Source organism: Caulobacter sp. DWP3-1-3b2 (genome assembly GCF_049896325.1).
Lineage (GTDB): Bacteria > Pseudomonadota > Alphaproteobacteria > Caulobacterales > Caulobacteraceae > Caulobacter.
Map to the genome: position 1 here is coordinate 198,328 of NZ_JAFCUB010000002.1, position 24,754 is coordinate 223,081.

At 63.3% G+C, this 24,754-nt stretch carries 17 protein-coding genes and 1 pseudogene; 3 read left to right on the plus strand and 15 right to left on the minus strand.

Annotated features, from left to right (window positions below; all coding sequences use genetic code 11):
• Nucleotides 1–13: 13 nt before the first annotated feature.
• The 9 genes and pseudogenes from ACP7AG_RS02350 to ACP7AG_RS02390 all read right to left on the minus strand — a co-directional run.
• Nucleotides 14–487 (minus strand): annotated as a pseudogene (locus ACP7AG_RS02350) (transposase); the annotation flags it as partial.
• Nucleotides 488–662: 175 nt separating this feature from the next.
• On the minus strand, nucleotides 663–1,244 hold the full coding sequence (locus ACP7AG_RS02355) for a chemotaxis protein CheB (protein WP_426029656.1): 582 nt from the start codon (nucleotides 1,242–1,244) through the stop codon (nucleotides 663–665).
• Between the two features lie 110 nt (nucleotides 1,245–1,354).
• Nucleotides 1,355–1,738: a response regulator gene (locus ACP7AG_RS02360; RefSeq protein WP_426029657.1), complete on the minus strand. Its 384-nt coding sequence runs from the start codon at nucleotides 1,736–1,738 to the stop codon at nucleotides 1,355–1,357.
• Nucleotides 1,735–5,409 (minus strand): CheR family methyltransferase, encoded by a 3,675-nt coding sequence (locus tag ACP7AG_RS02365; RefSeq protein WP_426029658.1) that lies wholly within the window; start codon nucleotides 5,407–5,409, stop codon nucleotides 1,735–1,737. Before ACP7AG_RS02365 ends, ACP7AG_RS02360 begins: the two co-directional genes overlap by 4 nt.
• Nucleotides 5,410–5,430: 21 nt before the next feature.
• Complete coding sequence (locus ACP7AG_RS02370; protein ID WP_426011345.1) at nucleotides 5,431–5,811, minus strand: response regulator; 381 nt, start codon at nucleotides 5,809–5,811, stop codon at nucleotides 5,431–5,433.
• Nucleotides 5,808–9,476 (minus strand): PAS domain-containing protein, encoded by a 3,669-nt coding sequence (locus tag ACP7AG_RS02375; RefSeq protein ID WP_426029659.1) that lies wholly within the window; start codon nucleotides 9,474–9,476, stop codon nucleotides 5,808–5,810. The genes ACP7AG_RS02370 and ACP7AG_RS02375 overlap by 4 nt, the downstream gene beginning before the upstream one ends.
• Before the next feature lie 821 nt (nucleotides 9,477–10,297).
• On the minus strand, nucleotides 10,298–11,086 hold the full coding sequence (locus ACP7AG_RS02380) for an SDR family oxidoreductase (protein WP_426029660.1): 789 nt from the start codon (nucleotides 11,084–11,086) through the stop codon (nucleotides 10,298–10,300).
• A 2-nt stretch (nucleotides 11,087–11,088) separates the two neighbouring features.
• Entirely contained in the window at nucleotides 11,089–12,906 is a 1,818-nt protein-coding gene (locus ACP7AG_RS02385; RefSeq protein ID WP_426029661.1) for a flavin-containing monooxygenase, read from the minus strand.
• Nucleotides 12,907–12,987: 81 nt separating this feature from the next.
• Entirely contained in the window at nucleotides 12,988–15,525 is a 2,538-nt protein-coding gene (locus ACP7AG_RS02390) for a TonB-dependent receptor (RefSeq protein ID WP_426029662.1), read from the minus strand.
• Between the two features lie 225 nt (nucleotides 15,526–15,750).
• Here ACP7AG_RS02390 and ACP7AG_RS02395 point away from each other — a divergent pair, with 225 nt between their 5' ends.
• Both ACP7AG_RS02395 and ACP7AG_RS02400 read left to right on the plus strand, forming a co-directional pair.
• The gene (locus tag ACP7AG_RS02395; protein WP_426029663.1) at nucleotides 15,751–16,407 is read left to right on the plus strand and encodes a TetR/AcrR family transcriptional regulator; all 657 of its coding nucleotides are present in this window, start codon (nucleotides 15,751–15,753) and stop codon (nucleotides 16,405–16,407) included.
• A 314-nt stretch (nucleotides 16,408–16,721) separates the two neighbouring features.
• The gene (locus ACP7AG_RS02400; protein ID WP_426029664.1) at nucleotides 16,722–16,994 is read left to right on the plus strand and encodes a DUF305 domain-containing protein; all 273 of its coding nucleotides are present in this window, start codon (nucleotides 16,722–16,724) and stop codon (nucleotides 16,992–16,994) included.
• A gap of 32 nt (nucleotides 16,995–17,026) precedes the next feature.
• On the opposite strand, the gene ACP7AG_RS02405 is transcribed toward ACP7AG_RS02400, so the two are convergent.
• Nucleotides 17,027–17,536 (minus strand): isoprenylcysteine carboxyl methyltransferase family protein, encoded by a 510-nt coding sequence (locus ACP7AG_RS02405; RefSeq protein ID WP_426011338.1) that lies wholly within the window; start codon nucleotides 17,534–17,536, stop codon nucleotides 17,027–17,029.
• Nucleotides 17,533–18,585 carry a type III polyketide synthase gene (locus ACP7AG_RS02410; RefSeq protein WP_426011337.1) on the minus strand — a complete coding sequence of 351 codons (1,053 nt, stop codon included), beginning with the start codon at nucleotides 18,583–18,585 and terminating at the stop codon, nucleotides 17,533–17,535. The genes ACP7AG_RS02405 and ACP7AG_RS02410 overlap by 4 nt, the downstream gene beginning before the upstream one ends.
• A 200-nt stretch (nucleotides 18,586–18,785) precedes the next feature.
• Here ACP7AG_RS02410 and ACP7AG_RS02415 point away from each other — a divergent pair, with 200 nt between their 5' ends.
• Nucleotides 18,786–20,333, plus strand: a complete 1,548-nt coding sequence (locus tag ACP7AG_RS02415) for a DHA2 family efflux MFS transporter permease subunit (protein WP_426029665.1) — start codon at nucleotides 18,786–18,788, stop codon at nucleotides 20,331–20,333.
• A 69-nt stretch (nucleotides 20,334–20,402) separates the two neighbouring features.
• Here ACP7AG_RS02415 and ACP7AG_RS02420 read toward each other — a convergent pair whose 3' ends face one another.
• The 4 genes from ACP7AG_RS02420 to ACP7AG_RS02435 form a co-directional block, all read right to left on the minus strand.
• A complete protein-coding gene (locus ACP7AG_RS02420) occupies nucleotides 20,403–22,727 on the minus strand; it encodes a heavy metal translocating P-type ATPase (RefSeq protein ID WP_426029666.1) in 2,325 nt (774 codons plus the stop codon).
• Between the two features lie 72 nt (nucleotides 22,728–22,799).
• Nucleotides 22,800–23,210, minus strand: coding sequence for a c-type cytochrome (locus tag ACP7AG_RS02425; RefSeq protein WP_426011334.1), 411 nt, complete (start codon nucleotides 23,208–23,210; stop codon nucleotides 22,800–22,802).
• A complete protein-coding gene (adhP, locus tag ACP7AG_RS02430) occupies nucleotides 23,210–24,244 on the minus strand; it encodes an alcohol dehydrogenase AdhP (protein ID WP_426029667.1) in 1,035 nt (344 codons plus the stop codon). Before adhP ends, ACP7AG_RS02425 begins: the two co-directional genes overlap by 1 nt.
• A gap of 99 nt (nucleotides 24,245–24,343) precedes the next feature.
• Nucleotides 24,344–24,754, minus strand: coding sequence for a response regulator (locus tag ACP7AG_RS02435; protein WP_426011332.1), 411 nt, complete (start codon nucleotides 24,752–24,754; stop codon nucleotides 24,344–24,346).

Here is a 24,754-nt window from a genome sequence, read left to right on the forward strand (position 1 = left end):
GTTCAGGTTCAGATCACGCCGCCAGTTTGTGCTCGAGGTTGGCCCTATCCGGGGCGAGCCCCGGACAGGGCGGCGCCTGGATTTGCCCATAGGCCTCATCGGGGGTGGCCCCGGCAAGGGCCGAGTGGGGCCGGTTGGTGTTGTAGTAGCCGATCCACTTGGTCAGGCCGGCCCGCAGCTCCGATCCGGTCTTGAAGGCATGGATGTAGACGCACTCGTATTTCAGCGATCGCCAGAGCCGCTCGATGAAGACATTGTCTATCCAGCGGCCGCGGCCGTCCATGGAGGCCCGCACGCCGGCGTCCTTCAGCACGTCGACGAAGCGGGGCGAGGTAAACGGGCTGCCCTGGTCGGTGTTGAAGATCTCTGGCGGCCTGTAACGGGCCATGGCCTGCTCCAGGGCCTGGATGCAGAACTCGGCGTCCATGCTGTTGGACAGCCGCCAGGACAGCACCTTCCTCATCGCCCAGTCCATCACCGCCACTAGAGCATTTTTCGAGCGAAGTGGTTCCGGTTCGCGTCAAGAAAAATGCGTCAAAACAGAAGGTTGGAGCTCACGGCCTGACCCAGTCAGGCCGTGAAATGCTCTAGCGCATCCCCGGCGGCGACCCGAACATCGGCGTCGCCACGGCGCCCGTCGCCCGTCGCCCAGGATGGAGGCGTCAGCGGATAACCGGGTCCCCGTCCGCAATCCGCCGAATTTCATGTGCGATTTCCTCCGGGGAAAGAACGAAATCAATACAGCCACTGTCGATGGCGCTTTGCGGCATGTCGGGCTGACCGGCAGTGTCGAGTTTCTGAGCGATCGTGATCCCGCCGACGCCCTTTATCCCGCACAATGCGGCTGCCCCGTCTCCGTCATAGCCCGAGACAATCACCGCGATCAGCTGGCCGGACCAGTTCTCCGTCAGCGAGCGCAGAAAGACCGTAATGACGTCGGGCCAACCCCTTGGTTTCGAGATTGGCTTTAGTCGAAACTCCCCGTTCAGGACGTGCAGATCACGATCTTCTGGGATGATGAACACGCAGTTGGGGCGGACGACCAGCCTGTCTGAAATCAACTCCACGGGCATGCGCGTGGAGTTCGGAAGAATTTGGTGCAGCCTGGTGGCAACGGTTCGGATGTGATTGACGATGACGACCGCCACACCCAGGTCGCTCGGCAGATTTTTCAGTAGCCGGATATAGGCCTCTAGACCGCCAGCTGAGCCGCCGACACAAACGACCGGGAAGTCCTTCGCCATAACCTAGCCACCTATGCAAGTTGCCGAAAGCGGATGCCTACCTCAGCGAGCCCCGCGCCAACGCCGCTAGTTTGATCGTCGTCCCCCTCCTAGCAAAGGGGCCCGGGCCTCTAACGACTCGAGTCTACGGCCCTGGCGCACAGATCTCGTATTTCTTCGACCAGTTGCGTGCTCGTGAAGGGCTTGGGAAGGCGCGACTCTTGGTGCAGTCGCACCGGCAGCGTCTCGGCGCGGTAGCTGCTCAGCAGCAAGACTGGCAAGCCACGCTTTAGAAGTATGTCAACGACGGGATAGGAATGGCCGCCGATGATATTGATGTCGAGAATTGCGCAACCGAGCGTCGCGATGGTGGCTACGTTCAAGGCTTCATCGAGCTCGGCTATCGGACCGACGACTTCATGACCAAGTCCTGCAACGGCGTCCTCTATGTCCATCCCGATCAGAGGCTCATCCTCGACCACGAGCACACGCAATCTGGCTAAACCACCAGTCATCGAGATGGCGTCTCAGAACCCGCTGCGGAAAGGACGCGACCGATCTCCTCGGTAAACGGCACCGAGATTTGGCACCGGACCCCGGTTGCAAGGAACTCCCGATCCACCTTGGCCTTCAGTCCTCGAACCAAGCTAAGCTCGATGAGCTTGGTTCCGAAGCCCCGGCGCGTGGGGGGAGTAACGGGCGGGCCGCCGGTTTCTAGCCACATGATTTCGAGCTCTGATTTCCCATCAACTCGAACAACGCGCCAGGTGACGTTAAGGCGCCCCTCCTCGGTCGAAAGGGCTCCGTATTTGGCCGAATTTGTCGCCAGTTCGTGGATCGCCAACGCCACGCTTAGGTTTGCCCTCGATAAAAGCACAACATCTTCGCCCGACATCGTGACGTTCGAGCGGTGCTGGTAAGGCTGTAACTCCGTCGCCACGAGCCCGCGCAGCGACCCCTCCACGCCGCCAAGTTCGGTCAAGAGGCCGTGAGCGCGCGAGATTGCCTGGATCCGACCTTCAATCTCGGCTCCCGCAGCCTCCGCAGTGCCCCCTGCCTTGAGCGTTTGAGTGACCACTGACGAGACAACGGCCAAAATGTTTTTCACACGATGATCGAGTTCCTCCATCAGCATCTCAGCGCGCTCTTCCGCCATCTTTCGCATGGCGATGTCCCGCGCCACGGCCGAGGCTCCAATGATAACGCCTTGCGCGTCGCGCATCGGTGAGATGTTCAGTGATACGTAGATGACCCGGTCGCCCTTGGTGACCCGGCTGATGTCGATGTCGGTAATGGGCTCGCCCTGCCGTAGGCGGGCCAGATTGGTCGGCCATTCGTCGATCTGCACGTCGTCCAGCAAGGTCGACATCGGCTGCCCAATCATCTCACTCGCCGTATAGCCGTAGATCTTCTCCGCGCCAGCGTTCCAGCTTCTGATCGTCCCCTCGAGATCATGGCTGATGATGGCGTCCTCAGAGGACGCGACAATGGCGGCAAGGTGAGCCCGGTCCCGCTCCAGCTTCTTGCGGTCGGAAATATCGATGAGCGTGATGACGACGCCATCGATGACATTGTTCAGGTCACGATATGGCTTCACGCGAACCAGATAGGTCGCGGCGCCGTCCTCAGACTCCGCTTCGCGTTCGATCGAGCCCAGATCACGCAGCACCGTGACGATGTCTTGGGTCAGGGCGGAGCCGGCCAGGCGGGATGAGAAATCGCTGATGAGGCGACCTTCGTCCCCTTCCCGGACATTGAAAATCTCGGTGATCGCCGGGGTGAACCTCCGAATATGTGATTCATTGTCGAGGAAGAGCGTCGCGATCGAAGTACTATCGAACAGGTTGGCGAGATCGCTGTTGGATCGCACCAAGCTGTCCGCGCGGTTATTCAACTCGGCGTTTACGGTCTGGAGCTCTTCATTGATCGACGACAACTCCTCCTTCGAAGTCTCCAACTCCTCAACCGTCGAATGCAATTCTTCATTGACGGATTGGAACTCTTCATTGGAACTCTGCAATTCCTCGTTCGCCGTCTCCAGTTCCTCAGTGATGGTCTGCAGCTTTTCGCGTGCCGTGATCAGTTCGCTATGCTCCGGATCCGCAGCCGCGACGGGCTGATCAGGCTTTGCGGAATCAGCTTGTGGCGCTGCCGACGTCAGCTCTTGGAACGCCAGCAGGAAACATCGCTGCCCCCCGGCCGGCTCCGCCATCGGTTCAGCGATCAGATTGATGGTGTGCGGCTGGCCGGCCACCTGGAAGGTGACGTATTCCTGGGCCGGACGCTGCTGCTCGAGCGCCTTGCGAATGAGGCTGCGTACGGGTGACCGCAACTGAGCGTGCAGCATCCGGAAGAGATTCAGGCTGGCGCCGCCGGTTGTTGGCTGCATGAACTTTTCGACCGGTCCCGAGAACCGCTGGATCTCGTGCTGGCCATCGAAAACGATATAGGCGGGCGCGTATTGCGCGATCATCCGCGTTGCTTGAGCGTCGATGTTGTCGGGCTCAGCGGTTCGCTGAGAAGGAGAAGCTGGGCTCATTCGGCTACTTGGTTTGGGGCGCGGGATTTCGGGGGCGACGTCGAGACGCCTGAAGATTTTGCTGCGCTTGTCGAACGCCTTAAACAGACGCCCACTCGCGGCGATCGTCTCTGAAGGGCCGAGCCAAAGGAGGCCATTGGCTTTAAGTCCATAATGAAAGGTTGCAATGACGCGCTGCTGTAGCGGAGACTCAAAGTAGATTAGCAAATTTCGACAAGTAACCATGTCGAGCCTCGAAAACGGCGGGTCTTTAACTAAGTCATGTGTTGAGAAAACGCACATTTCTCTAATGTGTTTCGCGACGCGATAGCGTTGGCCTTCTCTACAAAAATTCTGCTCGAGTCGGATGACTGTGGTATCTGCCTCGATTGCATCGCTGTAGAGGCCTGCCCGGGCAACCGTGACGGCGCGATCATCTATATCGGTGGCGAAAATCGTTACCTTTCGTGGCGACTCCGCACGGGCCAACGCTTCTCGGAACAGGATAGCGAGAGAATAGGCCTCCTCGCCCGTCGCACAGCCAGCGACCCATACCCGGATCGGTTCTTCAGCACCGCCGTTGGCGATCAAGTCCGGCAAGACTGTCGCTGCCAAGGCATCAAACATGGCTGGGTCGCGGAAAAAGCGGGTTACGCCGATCAAGATCTCGCGGAACAGCAGCTCGGGTTCATTCGGCAGACTGCGTAGCTGGGCGATATATTCGGCCGGGTCTTCGATATGGAGCACCTGCATTCGCCGGCGAACGCGACGCATCAGCGTGCTGGATTTGTATTGCCCAAAATCGCGACCCAGGCGGCTGTTGAGCACCGCGCAAATGGTCATCAGGTGGTTGACCCGGCCGGGCTCGGCGGTTTCATTGAGGCCATGGATCGCCTCTCGGGATTTGAAGTCTCGGTGCTCCAACAGGCGTGCAGGCATCTCCTCGGGTTGGAGGACGTAGTCAACAAAGCCGCCGGCGGTGGCGCTCTGCGGCATCCCAAACTTTGCGCGGTGGTCGAACGCCGCTTCGCTTAAGGTCAGCCCCCCCCCTTCCTTGATCGCCGCGATCCCAATCGTCCCGTCGCTCCCGTAGCCCGAGAGGATGATTCCGACGGCGTTTTCACCCTGATCGTCGGCCAGCGACACGAGAAAGGTGTCGACGGAGGACCGTCGCGCCGTCGGGCTTTCCGGGAGGGCGACCCGCAAGACACCAGCCTCGATCTTCAGGATAGCGTTTTGAGGAATGACCGCGACGGTGTTCGGGGCGGCGACCGTTCCGTCGGAGGCCTGCACCACGGGCATCGCGGTGCATTCGCCAATGATTTCGGCCAAGGCGCTCTTGTAGTCCGGGTCCAGGTGCTGGACCAAGACAAAGGCCATGCCGCTATCGGCTGGCATTTGCGCGAAAAATGCCCGGAAAGCATCAAGTCCGCCCGCTGACGCGCCGATGCCTACGATCAGATGATCTACCCGAGCGGGGCCGCTATCGATTGCGCCGCCGCCCGACTGCACCTTAGCGGCTGACGGCGGAGGAACCGCAGCCTGGATAGGTGAAGATGATCGACGTTTTGCCATACCTAACAATCGGTCAGCACTGCCGTCAATGCAATGACGTTGCCCAGATGATCTGTGAAGCGCGCTGATCTGGTCGGTTTCACGCGACGCCACTCAGCCTCGTTCAAGCGGCCATTACTTGGCCTCCGAGTGGATCACCTTTCCGATGACGCGCGCTACCTGAGCTAAATCGACGGGCTTGTCACATCGGACGATTTCTCTGTAGGGGCTCGGAATCATGGACCTGTTATAGCCTGTGGTGAAGACAAAAGGCACGCCGCGCTCAAGCAGCCGGTCAGCCACGGGAAAACTCAACGCACCCTGTAGGTTCGCGTCAAGAACGGCGCCATCGATGCGCGGTTCGGCGTCAATCAACGCCAAGGCGTCCTCAACCGTCGCAACCGGTCCAATCACCACGGCGCCGGCATCGCTCAAGTTTGTGGCGAGTTCGTCGGCGAGCAGATACTCGTCTTCAACAACAAGTATGTGGCAGTCCCTCAGTGTCCGCTCAGTCATACTTGCATTCCCACCGGTTCGTCTGCCGAGACCGGCATCGAGATCGTGCAATGCACGCCATCCGGTCCAAGCGAGTAGCTGGTCTTCGCGCCGAGTTGATAGGGCAAGGCGCGCTCGATCAGCTCCCTCCCATGGCCCCCGCCTCGCGGCGGCGCTCCATCCGACGCCATCTGGACACCGCTCTCTCGCCAATCAACGTGAAGCCACGGCTGGTCCTTGGGTCCGATGGGCTCCAAGGACCAGGTGATGGCCAAGCGCGCTCCAGCCGAGGCCTGGCCGAGGGCGCCGTATTTGACCGCATTGGTAGCCAGCTCGTGAAGAGCCATGGCCAAGGTCTGAACTGTCGAGGAGCGCAGACGAACGCCTACCGGCCCCACCAGCGTCACCCGCTCTCCAGCCGCATCCATAGCTGAGAGTTCGGCCTCGATCAGCTCGTCGAAGGAGACCCGATCATGCTCGTTCAGGCGTGAGAGCAAGCCTTGTACTCGCGCGAGGCTGTCGAGCCGGTCCGTGAACCGGGCGCGGAAATCCGCCAGGTCGGCACTCTCCCGCACAGTCTTTTCCGCAATCGATCTGACGATCCCGATGAGGTTGCGGGTGCGGTGCTGGAGCTCGCCGACCAGCACTTTTTGTCGCTCCTGCAACTCGCGCAAGTCTTGAACGTCGGTGCAAGTGCCAAGCCATTCCAAGATCCGTCCCTCGGCGTCGAGCACCGGGGCAGAGCGGGTATGGTGCCATACCCACGCCCCATCGGCCGCTCGCCGCACGCGGTATTCCACGTCCAGCCTCCCGTGCGACCGAGCCTGTTCCCAGGCGAGCGTGGTCGCCGCGCGATCATCTACGTGAACGGTGTCGAGCCAACCCATTCCGTGGCTCTCCTCCTGCCCCTGCCCCGTAAATTCGAGCCACTGCGGGCTTGCCCAGGTCCAGAGCCCCTCGTCGCGTGACCGCCAGACAAGTTGCGGAATGCCTTCCATCAACGTGCGTTGGCGCGCTTCGGCGTCTGCCAGCGCATGTTCCGCCGCCTTCAGGTCAGTGATATCTTCACCCAGTCCCGCGATCCGCGTTACGCGCCCTGCCGCATCAAACATCGGGAAGTCGGTGTTACGGACCCAGCGCAGCGAGCCGTCCGTGGCCCGTCTGGCTTGAAGCTCCGCCTCGATCCGCTCGCCGGCGCGAACCCGCCGAAAGTTAGCCAGCGCGGTCTTGCGACTTTTCGGCTCGATCAGCCGAGCCCAGGCCCGCAAACCGGGGTCGCCGCCCCGATCGGGACCCGCAATTCCATAAATCCTATCGAACGCCGGACTAGCGAACTCCATCCGCATCGTCGCCGCATTCCGAATCCAGAGGATATTGGTAGAAGCTTCGCTGAACTCGCGGAAGCGGGCCTCGCTGTCTCGCAGCGCTGCTTCGGCGCGGGCGCGCTCGACCGCTGCCCAGCTACGCTCGGCGACTTCTTCAACGAGCGAAACCTCCGCCTTGGTCCAATCGCGAGGCGCCGTGGCGTGCACGCCAAATTCGGCCACCAGTCGGCCGCCCTTGGCCAAGGCCGCGACTACGGCGGCCCGCACGTCGGCGACGGCCCAGGCCGTTCGCTCCAAATCGGCGAAGCCAGGGTTGGTGTCGATGTTTGCAATGACCAGCGTTTCGCCACGATGGCGTGCGGCCATTGTATGCGTGCCAAATGGACAGAATGCGAAGCGCTCCGGAAAGGGCGCGGCTGACGGCGTCCCCCCACTCGATGGCCGGACATATTGGCCGCGTATGGTCCCTGTCTCCGCGCCGAGTTCGCCATCGACCTCAGCATACATCACTCGGTCCGCGCCTATGTGCTTGCCCAGCAGATGAGTTGTGGTAGCGAGAATTTCAGCCGCGTCGGAAAGCGGACGAAGAGCGTCGCTCAGCTGGAGCAGAAACGTCTGCCGCACCTCGCTTTCGCGCAACAGGACTGCGGCCCGGCGCTCCTCGGTCACGTCGTTGGCATTGTGGATAAGGGCCTCCACCTCGCCGTCGTCATCGAGCACCACTGAGTTGACTGGGCTCCACCAGCGTTCCTCGAATGTGCCATCTGACCGCGCGACGTCGTACTTCAGGCCAGGCAGTGTGTTTGGCTGCCGTGAAGCGAGCACATGTTCAAGCGAGGCCCGCAAGGTGCTCACGCTTCCAGTCGTCTCGTCGGACGGATTATCGGGGTAGGCCTCGAAGATCCCACGCCCGACCACCTCGTCGCGCGTCCGCATGGTAGCGGACAGGTAGGCGTCGTTGACTTCGGCGATGGTGAAGCGCGGCGCGTCGGGCTTGACGACCAGGAACGGTGCTGGTGATGCACGGAACAACCGTGTGAAGCTCTGATCCGCCTTAACGCGCGCGGTTACGTCAGTCGCCGCCCCGAACCATTCGGAAATCTCCCCAACGTCGTCGAAAAGCGGGATAGCGCGCGAAAACGTCCAACCAACCGTACCGTCCGCGCGCAGCACGCGGTGCTCCAGCTCAAAGACATCCTTGGCGCCGATCGCCCGATGAATCGCTTCGCGGACGCGCGGACGCTCATCGGACGGAATGTAGGTATCAACCCAGTCGGCAGTCGGCTCGTCGCTGTCAGCAAGAAAGGCGGCGCCGTCGAGATGGCGCATCTCGCGCCAGTCCGGACTCATCCGATAGATTGAGGATGATCCGACCGTTGCAAGCGCACGAAACCGCGCCTCGCTGACCCGAAGCGCGACCTCGGCTCGTTTGCGTTCGGTAAGGTCGTGAGTGACAGTACCCAAGCCAGTCGCTCGCCCCGTCTCGTCCTTTAGGACGACAAGGCTGTAATCGACCCAGACTGGCTCACCTGTGACGAAATGGCGAAAACGAATCTCGACCTTGGCTTGACCTTCACGCACCACGCGCGGCAAGAACTCTTCAGTGATGAAGGCCAGATCTTCGGGAAAGAAAAACTCCTGCAGCGGCGTTCTCTGAACCTGTTCCAGATCGGTTAGTCCGACCATTCGCATTGCCGCAGCGTTGCCGTAGATCGGCATGAACTCCATGTCGCACGTGCCAAAGAACTCGCTGCTGACTTCCGCCAGCGTGACTAGCTGCTGGAAACGCAACTCGGCCCGCTGCTCGGAGGACTTTGCCAACTGAAGAGCCTGCACTGTCTGATGTGCGGCCGAGGCGAAACGAGCCAGGCTCTTGATGATGCGAGCGTCTTCAGCCTCAAAATGATTGTTGGGGCTATGCTTAATTGTCCATACCGTGCCGACCGGAACCCCGCTAATGTAAAACGGAGCGAACAGCCCCTCACTGATGCCGGGTTCTGCCTGTAGCAACGCCGGGAACAATCGTGCGGGGTTCTTCATCAGCAGGACCGCTTCCCGCGCAATGACTTCACCACACGGGCTGGCCTCACGCGGCATCGTTTTGTCACGATAAGGCGACCAGGCTCCGGCTGTCGCGACCCAGCGAAAGGCGCCGTTCTCGCCACCAGGCTCCAGCAGGCTGATCCCTGCGGAATCGGAACCTGTCAGTTCCATCGCCACCTCGACCAGGTGTTGAAACACCGTGTCGGGGCTGTTGTTCATCGCTTCGGCGAGCGAGTTGAGCGCCTGATTTTCAGCTTGGAAGTCGGACACCCTGGACGGCCGGCGATCGAGATCGCCGGTTATGATGACGGCATCCATGTCGTAGCCCGCGTGCTCTTTCACGTTTGCGAAACGCCGCTGTGTAGCTCAAGTTGCACTAACGTGACCTTGCCGAGACGATCGTCACAGCCACCGTTTTAACTTCAGGTTCTAAGGTCGGCATGCCGGGCCTCCCGTCCAGATGACTATTGGAGTGTTCGCCGTGTATCGAAAAAGAGTCTACGTTTCTTTCTCTCTCCGCTCGTCCACGCTCAGATCATTGCCAGAGTGCATCTTGCGATTTGTCGATGGGCTTGTCGGTTTGCACCGGCGCCAAGTCCACTTTTTCGCCCCTTCTCAGACGATGAAAACGTCCCAGTTCTGACGGCCAGCAAGTCTCCGTGTCGCAGCGTAGTGGGCAGCTCCTGGCGTAGCTTCGGCGGTTCCGGGGCAGATCTGGGATACCCAGGCGCAACATAGCGTAGGTGCGACGATCACGATTCGAACCTCAGATCGCCGTCATAACTAAGGGCATGTTTTGGCGTGTTCTCGCTCTGATCGCCGAGATGCACCGCCGCCTTGCGTGCGGCTGATGGCGGTAGAGACAGGTGCGCGCTATACTGTCAGTCCCGCCTCCCCGTCCGCCTGCGGATAAAGCCGCGATCGGAAGCCCGCTGATGGCCTCGCGATGCGCCAGCATCATGCCGATGAGCGCTTCGATGCGGCGCTTGCGCTCCTGCAGGGACGGATAGCGATCGGCCGCGAAGACCCGGCTGGGCGTCGAAAGCGACGTGGAGGTCGCCGATGGCCTGGTCTTGTCCCTCGAAAGGCGACAGAATCGGCGTGGAGGCTTCGAGGATCGACATTCGGTTTGCCTTTCTCTACTCGCGGAAAGCCGCCAGGGCCGCGCGCTCCTGGCGCACCACCTCTGGCTCGGCGGTGGCCTGTATGTCGAAGGCCTTGAGCTCTTCGGGCACATACCAGTGCAGCTTGTCGCCGTGGTAGGCGGACCAGACGGTCTGGGCGACGTCGGAGGGCGGCGTCAGTCGCCACATCCCGTCGGGCGGGGCCATCGCCTTGATCGTGTCCGACAGGATCGGAGTGTCGATCAGGCCCGGCAGGAGATCGGCGGCGCGAACGCCGTGGCGCATGAATTCGATGGACAGCGCCTCGGTCAGGCCGCGCACGGCGTGCTTGGTGGCCGAATAGGTGGCGATACCGGCCGTGCCGAAGATCGCCGATGACGAGGAGGTGGTCAGGCACAGCGAACCGGGCGTCACCTTCAGCAGGCCAATGGCGGCGCGCACGCCGATCATCACCCCCAGCAGATTGACCTGCACGACCTTGACGATGTCCTCCCAGGCGACCTCGTCAAAGAGGCCCGCCACGGCGATGCCGGCATTGTTGAACATCAGGTCCAGGCGCCCGCCCGTGGCCTCGCCAAACCGTGTCATCGCCGTGGCGAAGGCCTCGGGATCGGTGACATCAAGGGTCGAGCACAGACCGTTGCCGGAGCCGATTTCCGCCTCCAGGGAGACGAGCCCTTCGGCATTGACGTCATAGGCGCCGACAAACCACCCCTGGCGTGCGAACAGCAGCGCGGTTTCGCGGCCCATCCCTGAGGCCGCGCCGGTGATGAAGATGGCCTTGCGGCCGCTTTGCTCGGTCATGGTCAGACACTTTCCTTGGCGCGCACGGGGGCGCCGTCGAATTCCAGGCCGGCGAAATCGCCGCTCTCACGCCATTGGCGCAACATGTCGATGAACATCACCGGGCCCGCGCCGTGCGGAAGAGCGCGGGCGGTTTCCATCGAAGGGCGACCTTCGTTGTTGTAATAGCCGGGCGTGCAGGTCTCGAGCTTCCTGATGCGGTCGGCGCTGGTCTGAACGATCTGATCGACCCAGTCGTCCTGCGCCTGGGCCGAAGCCTCGACGGTGGCGACGCCTGTCTGGACGCAATGGCCGATGATGTGGGCCAGGTGCTTGGCCTGCTCGCTGAGCATGTGCGGGAAATTGGGCGACATGCCCGACTGGGCCTGGCTGATGATGAAGCAGTTGGGAAAGCCGCGGCTGTGCATGCCGTGATAGGTGGCCGGCCCCTGCGCCCACTTGTCCGACAGGGACTGGCCATCCACGCCGCGCAGATCAAAACCCGAGCGCTTGGCGAAATCGCCGCCAACCTCGAAGCCGGTGGCGAACACCAGGCAGTCGAGCGGATATTCCTGGCCGTCCACGACCACGCCCGTCTCGGTGATCTTCTCGACCCCGCGTCCGGCGGTGTCGACCAGGGTGACGTTGGGTTGGTTGAAGACGCCCAGATAGCCGTCGTGAAAACAGGGCCGCTTGCAGAACAGGCTGAACCACGGCTTCAGGGCCTCGGCGGTGGCCGGATCCTCGACCAGGTCTTCGATACGCGCGCGCACCTGAACCATCTTTTCCATGTCGGCGCGCTCGAGCAGCTGGCCAAAGTCGGCGCCCTGGTCTTCCGCGAACATTTTCTTGATTGCCCGGGCCAGGACGGTCCAGCCGTCGGCGACCATGTCCTCGTCGGCCAGGTGACCGGCCATCTGGGCCGTGAAGTTTTCCATCCGCGCCTGTTGCCAGCCCGGCTGAAGGCTCGCGGCCCAAGCCGGATCGGTTGGGCTGTTGTTGCGCGCATCGACCGACGAGGGCGTGCGCTGGAAGACGTAGAGGTGTTGCGCGCTGGCGGCCAAGGGCGGCACGCACTGGATCGCCGTCGCGCCGGTGCCGATCACCCCCACGCGCTTGTCGCCTAGCTTGTCGAGCGGCGTCGTCGAGCTGCCGCCGGTGTAGTCATAGTCCCAGCGGCTGGTGTGGAAGCTGTGGCCCTTGAAGGTCTCGACGCCGGGGATCGCCGCCAGCTTGGGCTTGTTGAGGGGACCGGTGGCCAGGACCACGAAGCGGGCGCGGATCGTGTCGCCGCGATCGGTGGCGACGACCCAGTGCGCGGCCTGGTCGTCCCAGTCCAGGGCCGTGACCTGGGTAGAGAACAGAGCATTGTCGTAGAGACCGAAATGCTTGGCGATGCGCTGTGTATGGGCCCGGATTTCCGGCGCCTTGGAGTAGCGCTCGGCGGGCATGTAGCCGGTCTCTTCCAAGAGCGGGAAGTAGATGTAGGACTCGATATCGCACGCCGCGCCGGGATAGCGGTTCCAGTACCAGGTCCCGCCGACATCGGAGGCGACCTCGACAATCCGCACCGAGGCGACGCCCGCCTCTTTCAAGCGCGCGGCCGAAAGCAGGCCGCCGAAGCCGCCGCCGACCACCAGCACATCGACCGAGTCATCGACGGGGTCGCGCGCAACAGGCGCGGCGTAGGGGTCGGCCAACAGGTGCGGAAGGTCGCTGCTGAGGTCTAGGTAGCGGCGGTCGCCCGCACTGGCCCGCCGATCTTTTTCCTGGCGATAGCGCTCTCGCAGGGCGGCCATATCCGGCGCGTTGGCTTGGGGCGTTTCGTCGGGCTCAGACATCTTGGTTCCGTCGAGGAATGGGAAAAATAGCCGCCCAGCTCGGGAAGGATGAGCCGGGCGGCAGGTGCGTTCCGAGGTAGGTCAGAACGTCTTGCGCACCGTCACGCCATAGGTGCGTGGGGCATTGGGATAGCCGCTGTAGCTGCCGTCCTGGGCGACCGTCGGGAACGTCGCGATCAGACTGTCGTCCTTGGTCAGGTTGCGCGCCCAGAGCATGACTTCCACCTGGCTGTCGGCGTGAACCACGCCCAGGCTGGCGTTGACGAGGTTCTGGCCCCAGGTCGATAGGTTGGGCGGCGTGGTCTCCGTCAGCTGGGTCTTGCTGGTGTGGTCATATTCGGCCCGCAGGTAGCCGCTGAAGCCTCGGCCCAAGTCGTGCGAAAGCGTCGCGGAGGTCGAATAGCTCCAGTTGGCGATGCCGGCCGGCCGATCGCCGGTCAGGTCGCGGAAGTTGGGCCGCAGGCCCGTCGCCGGGTTCACCGGACAACGGGTGGTGTCATAGTTGACGCAAGCTGCGCCCGTGAAACTGTCATAGGTGGGGTCGAGATAGGTGACCGAGCCGGTCAGGGCCAGCCAACTGGTCGGCCGCCAGGCGCTATCGACCTCGAAGCCCTTGACCGACTCCTCGCCGGCATTGACCAGGCTGTAGCCGATCCCGGTATAGGCGTTGGACTGGAAGCCCTTGATCGACTGGTCGAAGACCGCGAGGTTGAGGTAGCCGCCTTGGAACTTGGCCTTCAGCCCCGCCTCGTAAACGCTGACATTCTCGGGAGCCGCCGTGCGGCCGACGCCATTGGCGTTCGGTGGTCGGCTGTCGGACGACAGGTTGAACGCCCCCGCCTTCCAGCCCGTGGAATAGCTGAGATAGGCGTTGATCCAGCCAAAGTCGTAGGCGGCGCGAACCGCGTAGGTGACCTTGTCGCCCTTCAACTGGCCGGACTCTGCGGCGTTGGGGAAGTTGACCGGCCCGTGGTTGGGGGTGTTGCCGTAGTAGAACTGCAGGCCGCCCAGGGGCGCGTAGATATTACCTGGCAGGCCCAGGGCGATGAACTGCGGCACGGCGTTCAGATTGAGGGCCGAGAACGGATCGCGCAGCACCACACCCGAGGTGGCCTGCTTGTCGTCGTTCAGATAGGCCAACCCGCCGGTGATCGTCAGCTTGTCGGTGACCTTGTAGTCAGCTTGGCCGAAGATCGAGTACGAGGTCTGCTTCATCGCATAGTCATCGTCGACGCCTTGGCCGGCCTGGAAATAGGTCTTGCCGGGCACGATGGAAGGGGTGACCAGGCTTTGCAGGAACTCCAGGGCGTAGAGGTTCGAACGGCCGGTCAGGGCCGGCCGCAGGGCCGGCGGCAGGGCGCCGATCAGGCTCGCGGGCGCCTGGCCGCTTAGACCATCGCCATAGGCGCGAATGTCGCGCCCATAGTTGATCGTCCGGCCGGTTTGGAGTTTTTCGTGTTGGTAGAACCCGCCGATCAGCCAGCTGAACGGCCCGTCGCCCTTGGACGCCAGGCGTAGTTCCTGGGTGAAGGTCTTGATGTCGTTGCCGTCTGCCTTGTTGGCCAAATCAGCGCCGGTGAAGTCGACGTCTTGTACTGATTGGGTGGTCTGTTTGCGATAAGCGGTGATCGAGGTCAGGGCGGCGAAGCCTAGATCCTGATCGACCTGCCCCGAAATCCCTTTGCCGGTCAGGCGATTGTCCGGATCGGTGTTGAAGATGATATCGCGGGAAAAGACCTTCGAGGGATCGCCAACCGGTTTGCCAAGGCCGAACGGTGCGGGCGCGCCGACGAATTGGGTGGCGGGACCGTTATAGATCGACGACACCGCGCAACAGACCTCGTGGATCTTGTTGTAGTCGGCGATGATCCGCACCGAGGTTTGGTCTGTGGGCTCCCACAAGAGATCGCCGCGCAATGACCAGCGATCGCGATTGTTGACGTCGTTGTCTGTGGTCAGATTATGCGAGTAGCCATCGCGCTTGTTGACGCTGCCCGAAACGCGCAGGGCCAGATCCTTGGCGATAGGCCCGGTGATCGTGCCCTTGAACTGGCGAAGGCTGTAATTGCCGAGGCTGACCTCGGCCTTGCCTCCGAAGTCGAACGAAGGCTGCTTCGTCACGATGCTGATCGCGCCGGCCGAGACGTTCTTGCCAAACAGCGTCGATTGCGGGCCACGCAGCACCTCGATGCGCGCGACCTCAGGCAGGTCGTCCAGGGCCGAGCCCGAGCGGGAGCGATAGACGCCGTCGATGAAAACCCCGACCGAGCTTTCGATGCCGTCATTACCGTTGCCGTTGCCAAAACCGCGAATGATGAAGTTGGTCTGACTTACGGCGTTGAGCTGAGAAACCTTCAGCGAAGGTACGACCGACTGCAGGTCAATCAGGTCGCGCACCTGGGCCCGCTCAATGGTCTGCTGACCGGTCACGGCCACCGAGATTGGCACGTCCTGCAAGGTCTGCTCGCGCTTGGTCGCTGTGACGATGATCTCCTCAACCGTTGATGCAGACGGGGCGGGCGGCGCAGCTTGCGCAGCGGGCGCCGGAGCTTGAGCCCACGCCGTATTGGCGGCCATCAGCGCGGCCAATGAAACGCCCAGAAACTGAAGCTTCTTCACGGTAGTCCTCCCTCGATTGCAGCCTTGATCGGCTTTTGCGCGGACGACGGCGCGACGAGTGGCGGGCGTCCGTGGGTTTCCTCCCGGACCGTGGCGTTATGCTACGCCCTTCGATCCAGGCTTAATTTAAAGCAGACCTCAATAATTCAACACAAGCTCAAAATTTAAGTTTGCTTGCATCAGGCCTCGCTGGGCCGCTAAACCAAGGCCGATGGATAGCCTTCCGTGAACAAGCTCAGCGCCTTGAAGCCCGCTGCCCGCGATCAGCCCCGGACTCTGGCCAACAGCCGCAAGTCGGCCAAGAAGCGCGACGCGATCCTTCGAGCCGCGATCGAAATCATCAATGTTAAGGGCTACGCCAACACCACGATGGCGGAGATCGCCGCGACGCTCGATCTAGGCGAAGGCGCGCTTTATTATTATTTTCCCAACAAGCAGGCTTTGGTTTTCGCCTGCCATCGCCAATCCCTGGAACGGTTTGCCGCGCTGCTGGCCTCAGCTGATCAGACCAGCGGGTCGGGCGCGGCAAAACTGCGCTTCTTTTTCAACGTCCTTTTGTGCGACTCGGCGCGCAACGGCCCCCAGCTCTATTATGGGGAGTTTTCCTATCTCGACGACGATCAGAGTCGCGAGATCACCCAGTGGGGTGATCTCCTGAAAGGCCACCTGGAGCGCTTCCTGACCGATGGCATGGAGGACGGCTCGATCATGCGCTGCGAGGCGCAGCTGGTGGTCAATCTGATGCTTGGCATGCTGATCTGGCTGGCCAAATGGGTGCCCGAAATAGAGGATTTGACGCCAGATCGTCTGATGGCGGCCATCGGCGCTATGGCGTTCCAGGGACTGGAGATCAGCAACACCTCGGACCAGGGCTTGCCATAGGAATGTCTGGGCCGGATTTTGCGCGCGCCCTATGGGGCGCCGCAATTGACCGGCTGCTCCCGTGTCGAAGCGCCGGCTTGGACGAGGTCGAGATAATCCCTCCGCCGAAGCAACAAATATCGGCTTGGCGCTCTAAATTCTTACCAACGACGACAATGCCGCTTCCGGCAGGCCAGTCCTTGGGTTTCAGGGTTTTAAAAAAAATGCGAGCGATCTTAGGCGTTTTAGGGACGGCGGCCTTGCTGAGTGCGAGCTGCGACTGGGCCATGGCCCAATCCATGAGCAGCCACGCAACCCCTGGCGCTCAACCACAGATGAAATCACCCCGCGACAAGGCCGGCGCTGAAGCGCTGAAATCGGACGGCATGCGCATGAGCCGCGGCATGATGTCGGCACGCGCGCCCGACATCGATGTCCTTTGGGCCAAGGTGATGATCGCTCACCACCAAGGCGCCATCGACATGAGCCAAAGCGTGCTGAAGACCGGCGATGATCCCGAAGCCCGCAGGCTGGCCCAAGCCACGGTGGACGAGAATACCAAGGCCAAGGCCGATCTCGAGGCCTATGTCCGCAAGCACGGCGGCTAGGACACTCAGATCTTCGCGCCACCTGCGCGCGGCTATGAGCGCGGCCGGTCCTGGGTCGCCGACGCGAGCGCGCGACCCTCGCTGCGAATGCGTATCCACAGGACAGCGGCGTTCAAAAACGAGAACAGGACGGCGAAGCCGAGCAAGCCGAAAGTCAGGGGCAGGACGGCGATCTCGGCTGCGACCACCACGTAGTTTGGATGAGACACGAAGCGGTATGGCCCCCTTCGCACGAGATCCGCCCCGGGCAAGGTGATGATCCGCGTCGTCCAGCGATCGCCCAAGGTCGCGATCACCCAGACCCGCGCCAATTGCAGCGCGATGAAGATCGCCAGCAACAATAGGTTGGTCGGCCGGTTCCAGGCCAGCAGCCACAGTCCTGCCAGCCATGCCGCATGCAGGATGACGATGAGCGGATAGTGCTCTGCCCCCGTCTCCACCGCGCCTCGGGCCAGCAAACGGCGGGTGTTATGATTGGCGAGCACGAGTTCGCCCAGTCTTTGGACTGTCACCAGGCCGAGAACGATGATCGACAGCGTCATGCCGCAGATCTCAAGGTGACGGTGCTTGATGTGAAGCCCGGGCCCAAGGCGGTCACGACCGACCTGCCCGGGAGGCCGGCGCGGCGCGCTTGATCAAGAACATAGAGGACCGTCGGAGCCGACATGTTGCCGTGGTCGCGAAGCACCGCACGTTCGTGATCCAGGCATCCCTGCTCCATCGACAGGGCCATCTCCATAGCGTCGATCACCTTCATGCCGCCCGGGTGGCAAATGAAACGATCGACGTCTTCCAGACCCAGTCTCTGGCTTGCGAGCATTTCAATCATGGCCGGCCGCAGATTGGCGCGGGCAAACGGCGGGATGGCGCGGGCGAAGATCACGCCCAGCCCCTGGGGATCGACGCGCCAGCCCATGATGTCCAGGGTACCCGGCCAAGTGTGCTCGGCCATGCCCTCCACATGAGCAAAGCCGCCTTCGTCACAGCGCAGGACAGCGGCGGCCGCGCCATCGCCAAACAGCGCCGTGGCCACGATGTCGGCCTTGGACAGGTCCTCGAGCCGGAAGGCCAAGGTGCAAAGCTCGACGATCACCAGGAGCACGACTGCCCCCGGCGTGGCCTTGGCCAGGCGGCTCGCCAGCGCCAGGCCGGTGGCCCCGCCCGCGCATCCCAAGCCGAACACCGGAACGCGCGCCGCGTCGGGCCGAAAACCGACGCGCGCCATGGCGCGGGCTTCAAGGCTTGGCGTGGCGATGCCCGTCGAGGAGACGGTGACGATGATGTCGACATCGGCCCCCTTCAATCTGGCCTCATCGAGCGCGGTCTGAGCTGCCTCGACGAAGAGTTCGACGGCGCCGTGCAGATAGGCCGCAGTCCGCTCTGGCCAGGAACGCGGTTGCAGGTACCATTCAATCGGCAAGATCGACTGGCGCGTGCTGATCCCGGCGGTCTCAAACACCTTGGCCATCCGGTCAAACTGCGGAAATTTTCCTTCGAAAAGCCTCCGGGCGACCTCGGCCACCTGGACCTGCGGCATCTGATGGGGCGGCGACGCGGTCGACAGCGACAGCAAGGCGACGGGGGCTGGCATGATGCAACTCCGACCAGGCGCTCGCGGCGGCGGACGCGCGGTCGGTTTGTGGTCATCAGCTTAACCAGTCGACGGCGCTCAAGGTTCCGCCCATGTGGTATTGGCCGCCGGACGACGGAACGTCATCCATCGCCAACGCATTTGCCAAGCGTCGCGTCACGGCCTCGCCGGGGGGCCGGCACGGCTGCGGGACGCTCGCCTTGCCCCATATCTTCAAACACGACCGCGTGCCGGCCAGGGTCTGGGCCGGCTTCGCCATCATGTGCCTCGGCATGTTCATGGCGATCCTGGACATCCAGATCGTCGCTACCTCGATGCCGACCATTCAGCAGGCCCTGGCGATCGCGCCCGACCAGATGAGTTGGATCCAGACGGCCTATCTGATCGCCGAAGTGATCGCGATTCCACTGACCGGGTTCCTGACGCGCCTGCTGACCATGCGCTGGCTTTTCGTCCTTGCCATCGGCGTGTTCAGTTTGGCCTCTCTGGGCTGCGCCATGAGTACTGGCTTCGTGCCTCTCGTCGCCTGGCGGGTGCTACAGGGATTTTCAGGTGGCACGCTGATCCCGGCGGTGTTCTCGGCGGTATTTCTGCTCTTTCCTGAACGCCGGCAGGCCGTGGCCACGACCATCGCCGGCGTATTGGCCGTCCTGGCTCCCACGATTGGCCCGATCGTCGGTGGCTGGGTCACCGACACCTTTTCGTGGCGGTGGCTCTTTCTCGTCAATGTCGGGCCGGGATTGATCTGCGCCTTGCTGGCTGCCTGGCTGCTGCCGGTGGAACGACCGGTGGCGGGGGAGGCCCGGCGCCTGGACATCCTGTCACTTGTGCTGATGGCGCTGGCCTTGGCGGCCTTGGAGCTGGCGCTCAAGGCGGCGCCGCAGCGTGGGTGGATTTCGCCGCTGGTGGTGAGCCTCCTGACCTTCAGCCTGGTGGCGTCTGGGTTCTTCACGCGGCGCACCCTCAGGGCGGGTCATCCCATCGTGGGCCTGCGGACCTTCAAGGATCGCAACTTCGCCATCGGCTGCCTCTTGAGCTTTGTCCTGGGTATTGGGCTGTTCGGTTCGGTCTATCTTATGCCTGTCTTCCTGGCCTTCGTGCGCGGCCATGACGCCTTCGAAATCGGCAAGATCATGTTGGTGACGGGCATGGCCCAACTAATCACCGCGCCGATCGCCGTGGCGCTGGAACGCCGCGTCGATGCGCGGCTGCTATCAGGCGCGGGGTTTCTTCTCTTCGCCGTTGGCCTTGGCCTCAGCGCTTTCCAGACCGCCGACACCGATTTTTCGCAGATGCTCTGGCCGCAGGTGTTGCGCGGCGTGGCGATCATGTTCTGCCTGCTGCCGCCCACCCGTCTGGCTCTGGGGCACTTGGAAGCGTCGCGGGTTCCGGACGCCAGTGGTCTCTTCAACCTGATGCGCAACCTCGGCGGCGCGATTGGCTTGGCGCTGATCGACACGGTGATCTACAGCCGAGCGCCGATCCTCGGCCGGGCAATCGCCGGACGGCTGGAGGCCGGCGACGTCGAAACCGCAAAGGCCGTAGGCATACCCCTGGACCTGTTCCTCGCCCGCGGACCAGGACCCGCCGACGCGGACACCGTGGCGATCCTGGCGCCAATGGTGCAACAACTCGCGCTGGTCCGCGCAATCAACGAAGCGTGGGCATTAATAGCCCTTTTGACGCTCACGGCCGTGCTTGCTCTTCCGGTGGCGCGGGGCGCTGAGCCGATTAAGCCCCATGGCTGACGTCGACCCAAGTGTCTTGTAGCCAAAGCAACGGCGGCAACTCCGAGAGACGATTAGCCCCCAACCCCGCTATGCCCAGAGCTTCACTGTGCGGAGTCGCAGGGCGTTGCCGATTACGCTGACCGAAGACAAGGCCATGGCCAGGGCGGCGACGGCCGGCGAGAGCAGCCATCCGAGGGTCGGATAGAGAACGCCCGCCGCGATCGGAATGCCAGCGACATTGTAAGCGAAGGCGAAGATCAGGTTCTGGCGAATATTGCGCATCACGGCCCGCGATAGCCGCCGGGCCCGGACGATGCCCTGCAGGTCGCCCTGCAGCAGGGTCACCCCAGCGCTCTCGATAGCGACGTCGGCGCCTGCGCCCATGGCGATGCCCACCTCGGCGGCGGCCAGGGCGGGCGCGTCATTGACGCCATCGCCCGCCATGGCGACCGACCGACCCTGCGCGCGCAGCTTCTGCACGACCTTGGCCTTGTCTTCCGGCAGCACCTCGGCCTCGACCTCGTCGATGCCCAGCTTGGCGGCCACGGCCAGGGCGGTCGTGCGGTTGTCGCCCGTCATCATCACCAACCGCACACCGTCGGCCTTCAAGGCGCGGATGGCCTCGGCCGTCGTGGCCTTGATCGGATCGGCGATCCCCAGGACACCGGCCAGCTTGCCGTCGATCGTCGCGAAGATCGTCGTCGCGCCATCCTTGCGCAAGGCGTCGGCCATGGCCTCCAGCGACGAAAGATCCACGCCCTGTTCGGCCATCAAGCGGGCGCCGCCCAGGGTCACATGCTTGCCATCGACCACACCGACGACCCCCTTGCCGACGGGCGAGTCAAATTCCGAGGCTTCGGAAAGGGTCAGCTGGCGATCCTTGGCGGCCCGCAGAACGGCGTCGGCCAGGGGGTGCTCGCTGCCGCGCTCCAGACTGGCGGCGAGGCGCAGCAATTCGACCTCGTCGAAGCCGGCGGCCGGCTTGATCGCCGTCACCGCCGGTCGCCCCTCGGTCAAGGTGCCGGTCTTGTCGATCACCAGGGTGTCGATCTTCTCGAAGCGCTCCAGCGCCTCGGCATTCTTGATCAGGACGCCGACCTGGGCGCCGCGGCCGACCCCGACCATGATCGACATCGGCGTCGCCAGTCCCAGCGCGCAGGGGCAGGCAATGATCATCACCGACACCGCCGCCACGAGCGCATAGGCCAGACGCGGCTCGGGTCCGACGAGCGCCCAGACGACGGCGGCGAGAAGCGCCGCGCCGATCACCGCCGGCACGAACAATGCCGAGACCTGGTCGGCCATGCGCTGGATTGGAGCGCGGCTGCGTTGAGCCTCCGCCACCATCTGGACGATGCGCGACAGCAGGGTCTCGGCACCGACCTTTTCGGCCCGCATGACGAAGGACCCGGTCTTGTTGATCGAGCCGGCGATCACCTTGGCTCCCGCTTCCTTGGTGACAGGCATGGACTCGCCGGTGACCAGCGACTCGTCAATCGACACCCGGCCTTCGGTCAATTCTCCATCCACGGGGACCTTCTCGCCGGGGCGCACGCGCAGACGATCGCCCACAGCCACCAGGTCCAGCGTCACCTCTTCGTCCGATCCGTCGGCCTTGATCCGCCGAGCGGTCTTGGGCGCGAGGTCCAGCAAGGCCTTGATCGCGCCCGACGTCCGCTCGCGGGCCCGCAATTCCAGCACTTGGCCCAACAGCACCAGGACGGTGATCACCGCAGCGGCTTCGAAATAGACCGGCACGCCGCCCATGGCGTCGCGGATGGCGGGCGGGAACAGTCCGGGCGCGAACAGGCCAAACAGGCTGTAGCCATAGGCCACGCCCACGCCCATGGCGATCAGGGTGAACATGTTGAACTTGCGCGTCACCAACGATGTCCAGCCGCGCGTGAAGAACGGCCAGCCGGCCCACAGCACCACCGGGGTCGAGAGGGCGAACTGGATCCAGCTGGAGATCTGAGCCGGAACCCATCGGCCATGGCCCATCACGTGAGCGCCCATCTCCAGGACAAAGACCGGCAGGGCGAGCGCCAGGCCAACCCAGAAGCGTCGGGTCATGTCGGCCAGTTCGGGGTTGGGGCCGCTGTCGACCGTCACCGTCACGGGCTCCAGAGCCATGCCGCAGATTGGACAGACGCCGGGACCGACCTGGCGGATTTGCGGGTGCATCGGGCAGGTGTAGAGCGCCCCGCCGGATGCGGTGGCCCGAGGGGGCTCGGGCTTGGCTTGGTAGGCTCCTGGATCGGCGACAAACTTGCCCAGGCACCCGGCTGAACAGAAATAGACCGTTGCTCCCTGGGCCTCGACATGGTGGCGCGCGGTTTCCGGATCGACGCTCATGCCACAAACCGGATCCTTGACGGCGGTCGAGGGCGAAGGGATCGGGTGCGAATTCATGAAATCTCCAATGCGCTCCACCTAGCTTCAGTTGCTTGAGCGGTGCAGCAAGCCTTGGCCCGGCGTCGAGCTTCAGCGGCTTGGCGGTTGGATGGCCAGCGGGCGCGGATCGAGGTTTCTCAGATAGGCTTTGAGCTGAGCGACCTCGTCATCGTCGAGATCGGCCATCGGCATGCGCGGGTGAGACGGCGGTGAGCCTTCCTCGGGCATGCGGCTGGGACGCAACATGCCCTCTTGCAGGATCACGTCGAGGCCGCCAGGCGGATAGCGATCATGCAGCGTGCGGAACGGCGGCGCATCGGCGAGCTTGCTGTCGCCCGCCGCCACCGCGTGACAGCCGCCGCAGTTACGTTCCGCGATCCGTTGGCCGCCAGACATCCCGGTCGGCGGCCGTTGAGGTTGGGCCCCGGCCAACGTGCAGGCTCCGACCAGACTGGCCAGCAGAACGCCGGTGGCCAGCGTCGCGACATTGAACGTCTTCATCAGGCGTTATCCTGGAAATCGAGCACCACCCGGCCCTCGATCTCGCCACGGCTCATACGATCAAAGATGCTGTTGATGTTCGAAAGCCCCTCGGCGTGAACGATGGCCTTCACCCGGCCGTCGGCGGCGAAGGCCAGCGCCTCCTGGAGGTCCAGGCGGGTGCCGACGATCGAGCCGCGGACGGTAATCCCGCGCAGCACGGTGTCGAAGATCGACAGGGGAAAATCGCCGGGGGGCAGGCCGTTCAGCGCCACCGTTCCGCCGCGCCGGACCATACCCATCGCCTGGGCGAACGCCGTGGGCGACACCGCCGTGACCAGGACGCCTTGGGCGCCGCCGATCTCCTTTTGCAGGAACGGACCCGGATCGGTGTTGCGGGCGTTGACGGTGACAGACGCGCCCAGGCTCTTGGCCAGGTTCAGCTTGTCGTCGTCGATATCGACGGCCGCGACCTTGAAGCCCATGGCCTTGGCGTACTGGACCGCCATGTGGCCCAGGCCGCCGATCCCGGAGATCGCCACCCAGTCGCCCGGCTTGGCGTCGGTGACCTTTAGGCCCTTGTATACGGTGACGCCGGCGCAGAGGATCGGCGCGATCTCAAGAAAGCTGATGTTGTCGGGCAAGTGACCCAGATAGTCGGCGTCGGCGACGACATATTCGGCGAATGCGCCATTCACCGAATATCCGGTGTTCTGCTGGGCCTCGCAGAGCGTTTCCCAGCCACCCAGGCAATGGACGCAGTGGCCGCAAGCCGAGAACAGCCAGGGCACGCCGACCCTGTCGCCTTCCTTAACGTGCTCGACGCCCTCGCCGACCGCCACCACGGTTCCCACCCCTTCGTGACCGGGGATGAATGGCGGAGACGGCTTGATCGGCCAATCGCCATGCGCCGCGTGAAGGTCGGTGTGACAAACCCCGCAGGCGGCGATCTTCACCAGGACCTGGCCACGGCCGGGATTGGGGATCTTCACCTCCTCGATGACCAGCGGCTGGCCGAACGACCGCACGGAGGCGGCCTTCATGGTCTTGTCCATGGCGTATCTCCAAAGGCGCAGGACCAAGCAAGAGCCGGTCGGCGTGTATCCACACCTTGGATATCGACCCGGCGCGGCGAGCGCATTTGGGACTATTACTTAGGTCGCCGGATCGAGGGGGACCCGGGTCAGTCGCTCCACGGCCTCGACCAGAACGCTGTCCACCAGCGGCTTTTCGACCACACCGCTGAACCCCGCCTGGTGAGCGCGCGCCACGAGTTCGGCGGTATGAAAACCGGTGATCAGCAGCGCCTGGCCCGTCCAACCCAGATCAAGCAGTCCCCTCAGAACGTCGAACCCGCTCAGCTCCGGCATCTTGTAGTCGGCCACCAGACAGGCGGCCGATAGCGCACGAGGGTCGGCGAGCAGCGCCGCCCCTGAGGCGTAGGCGCGGACATCCAGGCCCCGGCCGCGCAAGAGCAATTGAAGAGAGCGTCGAACCCCGTGGTCATCCTCGACCAGCAACACCTGGGGGCGACTTTGCTCGGACGGGATCAAATCGCGGTTCAT

Excerpts from the sequence above, each read along its gene's own strand:
- ACP7AG_RS02400 (WP_426029664.1), top strand. The coding sequence starts at position 16,722 with ATGAAATCACCCCGCGACAAGGCCGGCGCTGAAGCGCTGAAATCGGAC.
- ACP7AG_RS02385 (WP_426029661.1), bottom strand. The coding sequence starts at position 12,906 with ATGTCTGAGCCCGACGAAACGCCCCAAGCCAACGCGCCGGATATGGCC.
- ACP7AG_RS02370 (WP_426011345.1), bottom strand. The coding sequence starts at position 5,811 with ATGACTGAGCGGACACTGAGGGACTGCCACATACTTGTTGTTGAAGAC.
- ACP7AG_RS02360 (WP_426029657.1), bottom strand. The coding sequence starts at position 1,738 with ATGACTGGTGGTTTAGCCAGATTGCGTGTGCTCGTGGTCGAGGATGAG.
- ACP7AG_RS02355 (WP_426029656.1), bottom strand. The coding sequence starts at position 1,244 with ATGGCGAAGGACTTCCCGGTCGTTTGTGTCGGCGGCTCAGCTGGCGGT.
- ACP7AG_RS02405 (WP_426011338.1), bottom strand. The coding sequence starts at position 17,536 with ATGACGCTGTCGATCATCGTTCTCGGCCTGGTGACAGTCCAAAGACTG.
- ACP7AG_RS02375 (WP_426029659.1), bottom strand. The coding sequence starts at position 9,476 with ATGGATGCCGTCATCATAACCGGCGATCTCGATCGCCGGCCGTCCAGG.
- ACP7AG_RS02420 (WP_426029666.1), bottom strand. The coding sequence starts at position 22,727 with ATGAATTCGCACCCGATCCCTTCGCCCTCGACCGCCGTCAAGGATCCG.
- ACP7AG_RS02380 (WP_426029660.1), bottom strand. The coding sequence starts at position 11,086 with ATGACCGAGCAAAGCGGCCGCAAGGCCATCTTCATCACCGGCGCGGCC.
- adhP (WP_426029667.1), bottom strand. The coding sequence starts at position 24,244 with ATGGACAAGACCATGAAGGCCGCCTCCGTGCGGTCGTTCGGCCAGCCG.
- ACP7AG_RS02410 (WP_426011337.1), bottom strand. The coding sequence starts at position 18,585 with ATGCCAGCCCCCGTCGCCTTGCTGTCGCTGTCGACCGCGTCGCCGCCC.
- ACP7AG_RS02425 (WP_426011334.1), bottom strand. The coding sequence starts at position 23,210 with ATGAAGACGTTCAATGTCGCGACGCTGGCCACCGGCGTTCTGCTGGCC.
- ACP7AG_RS02435 (WP_426011332.1), bottom strand. The coding sequence starts at position 24,754 with ATGAACCGCGATTTGATCCCGTCCGAGCAAAGTCGCCCCCAGGTGTTG.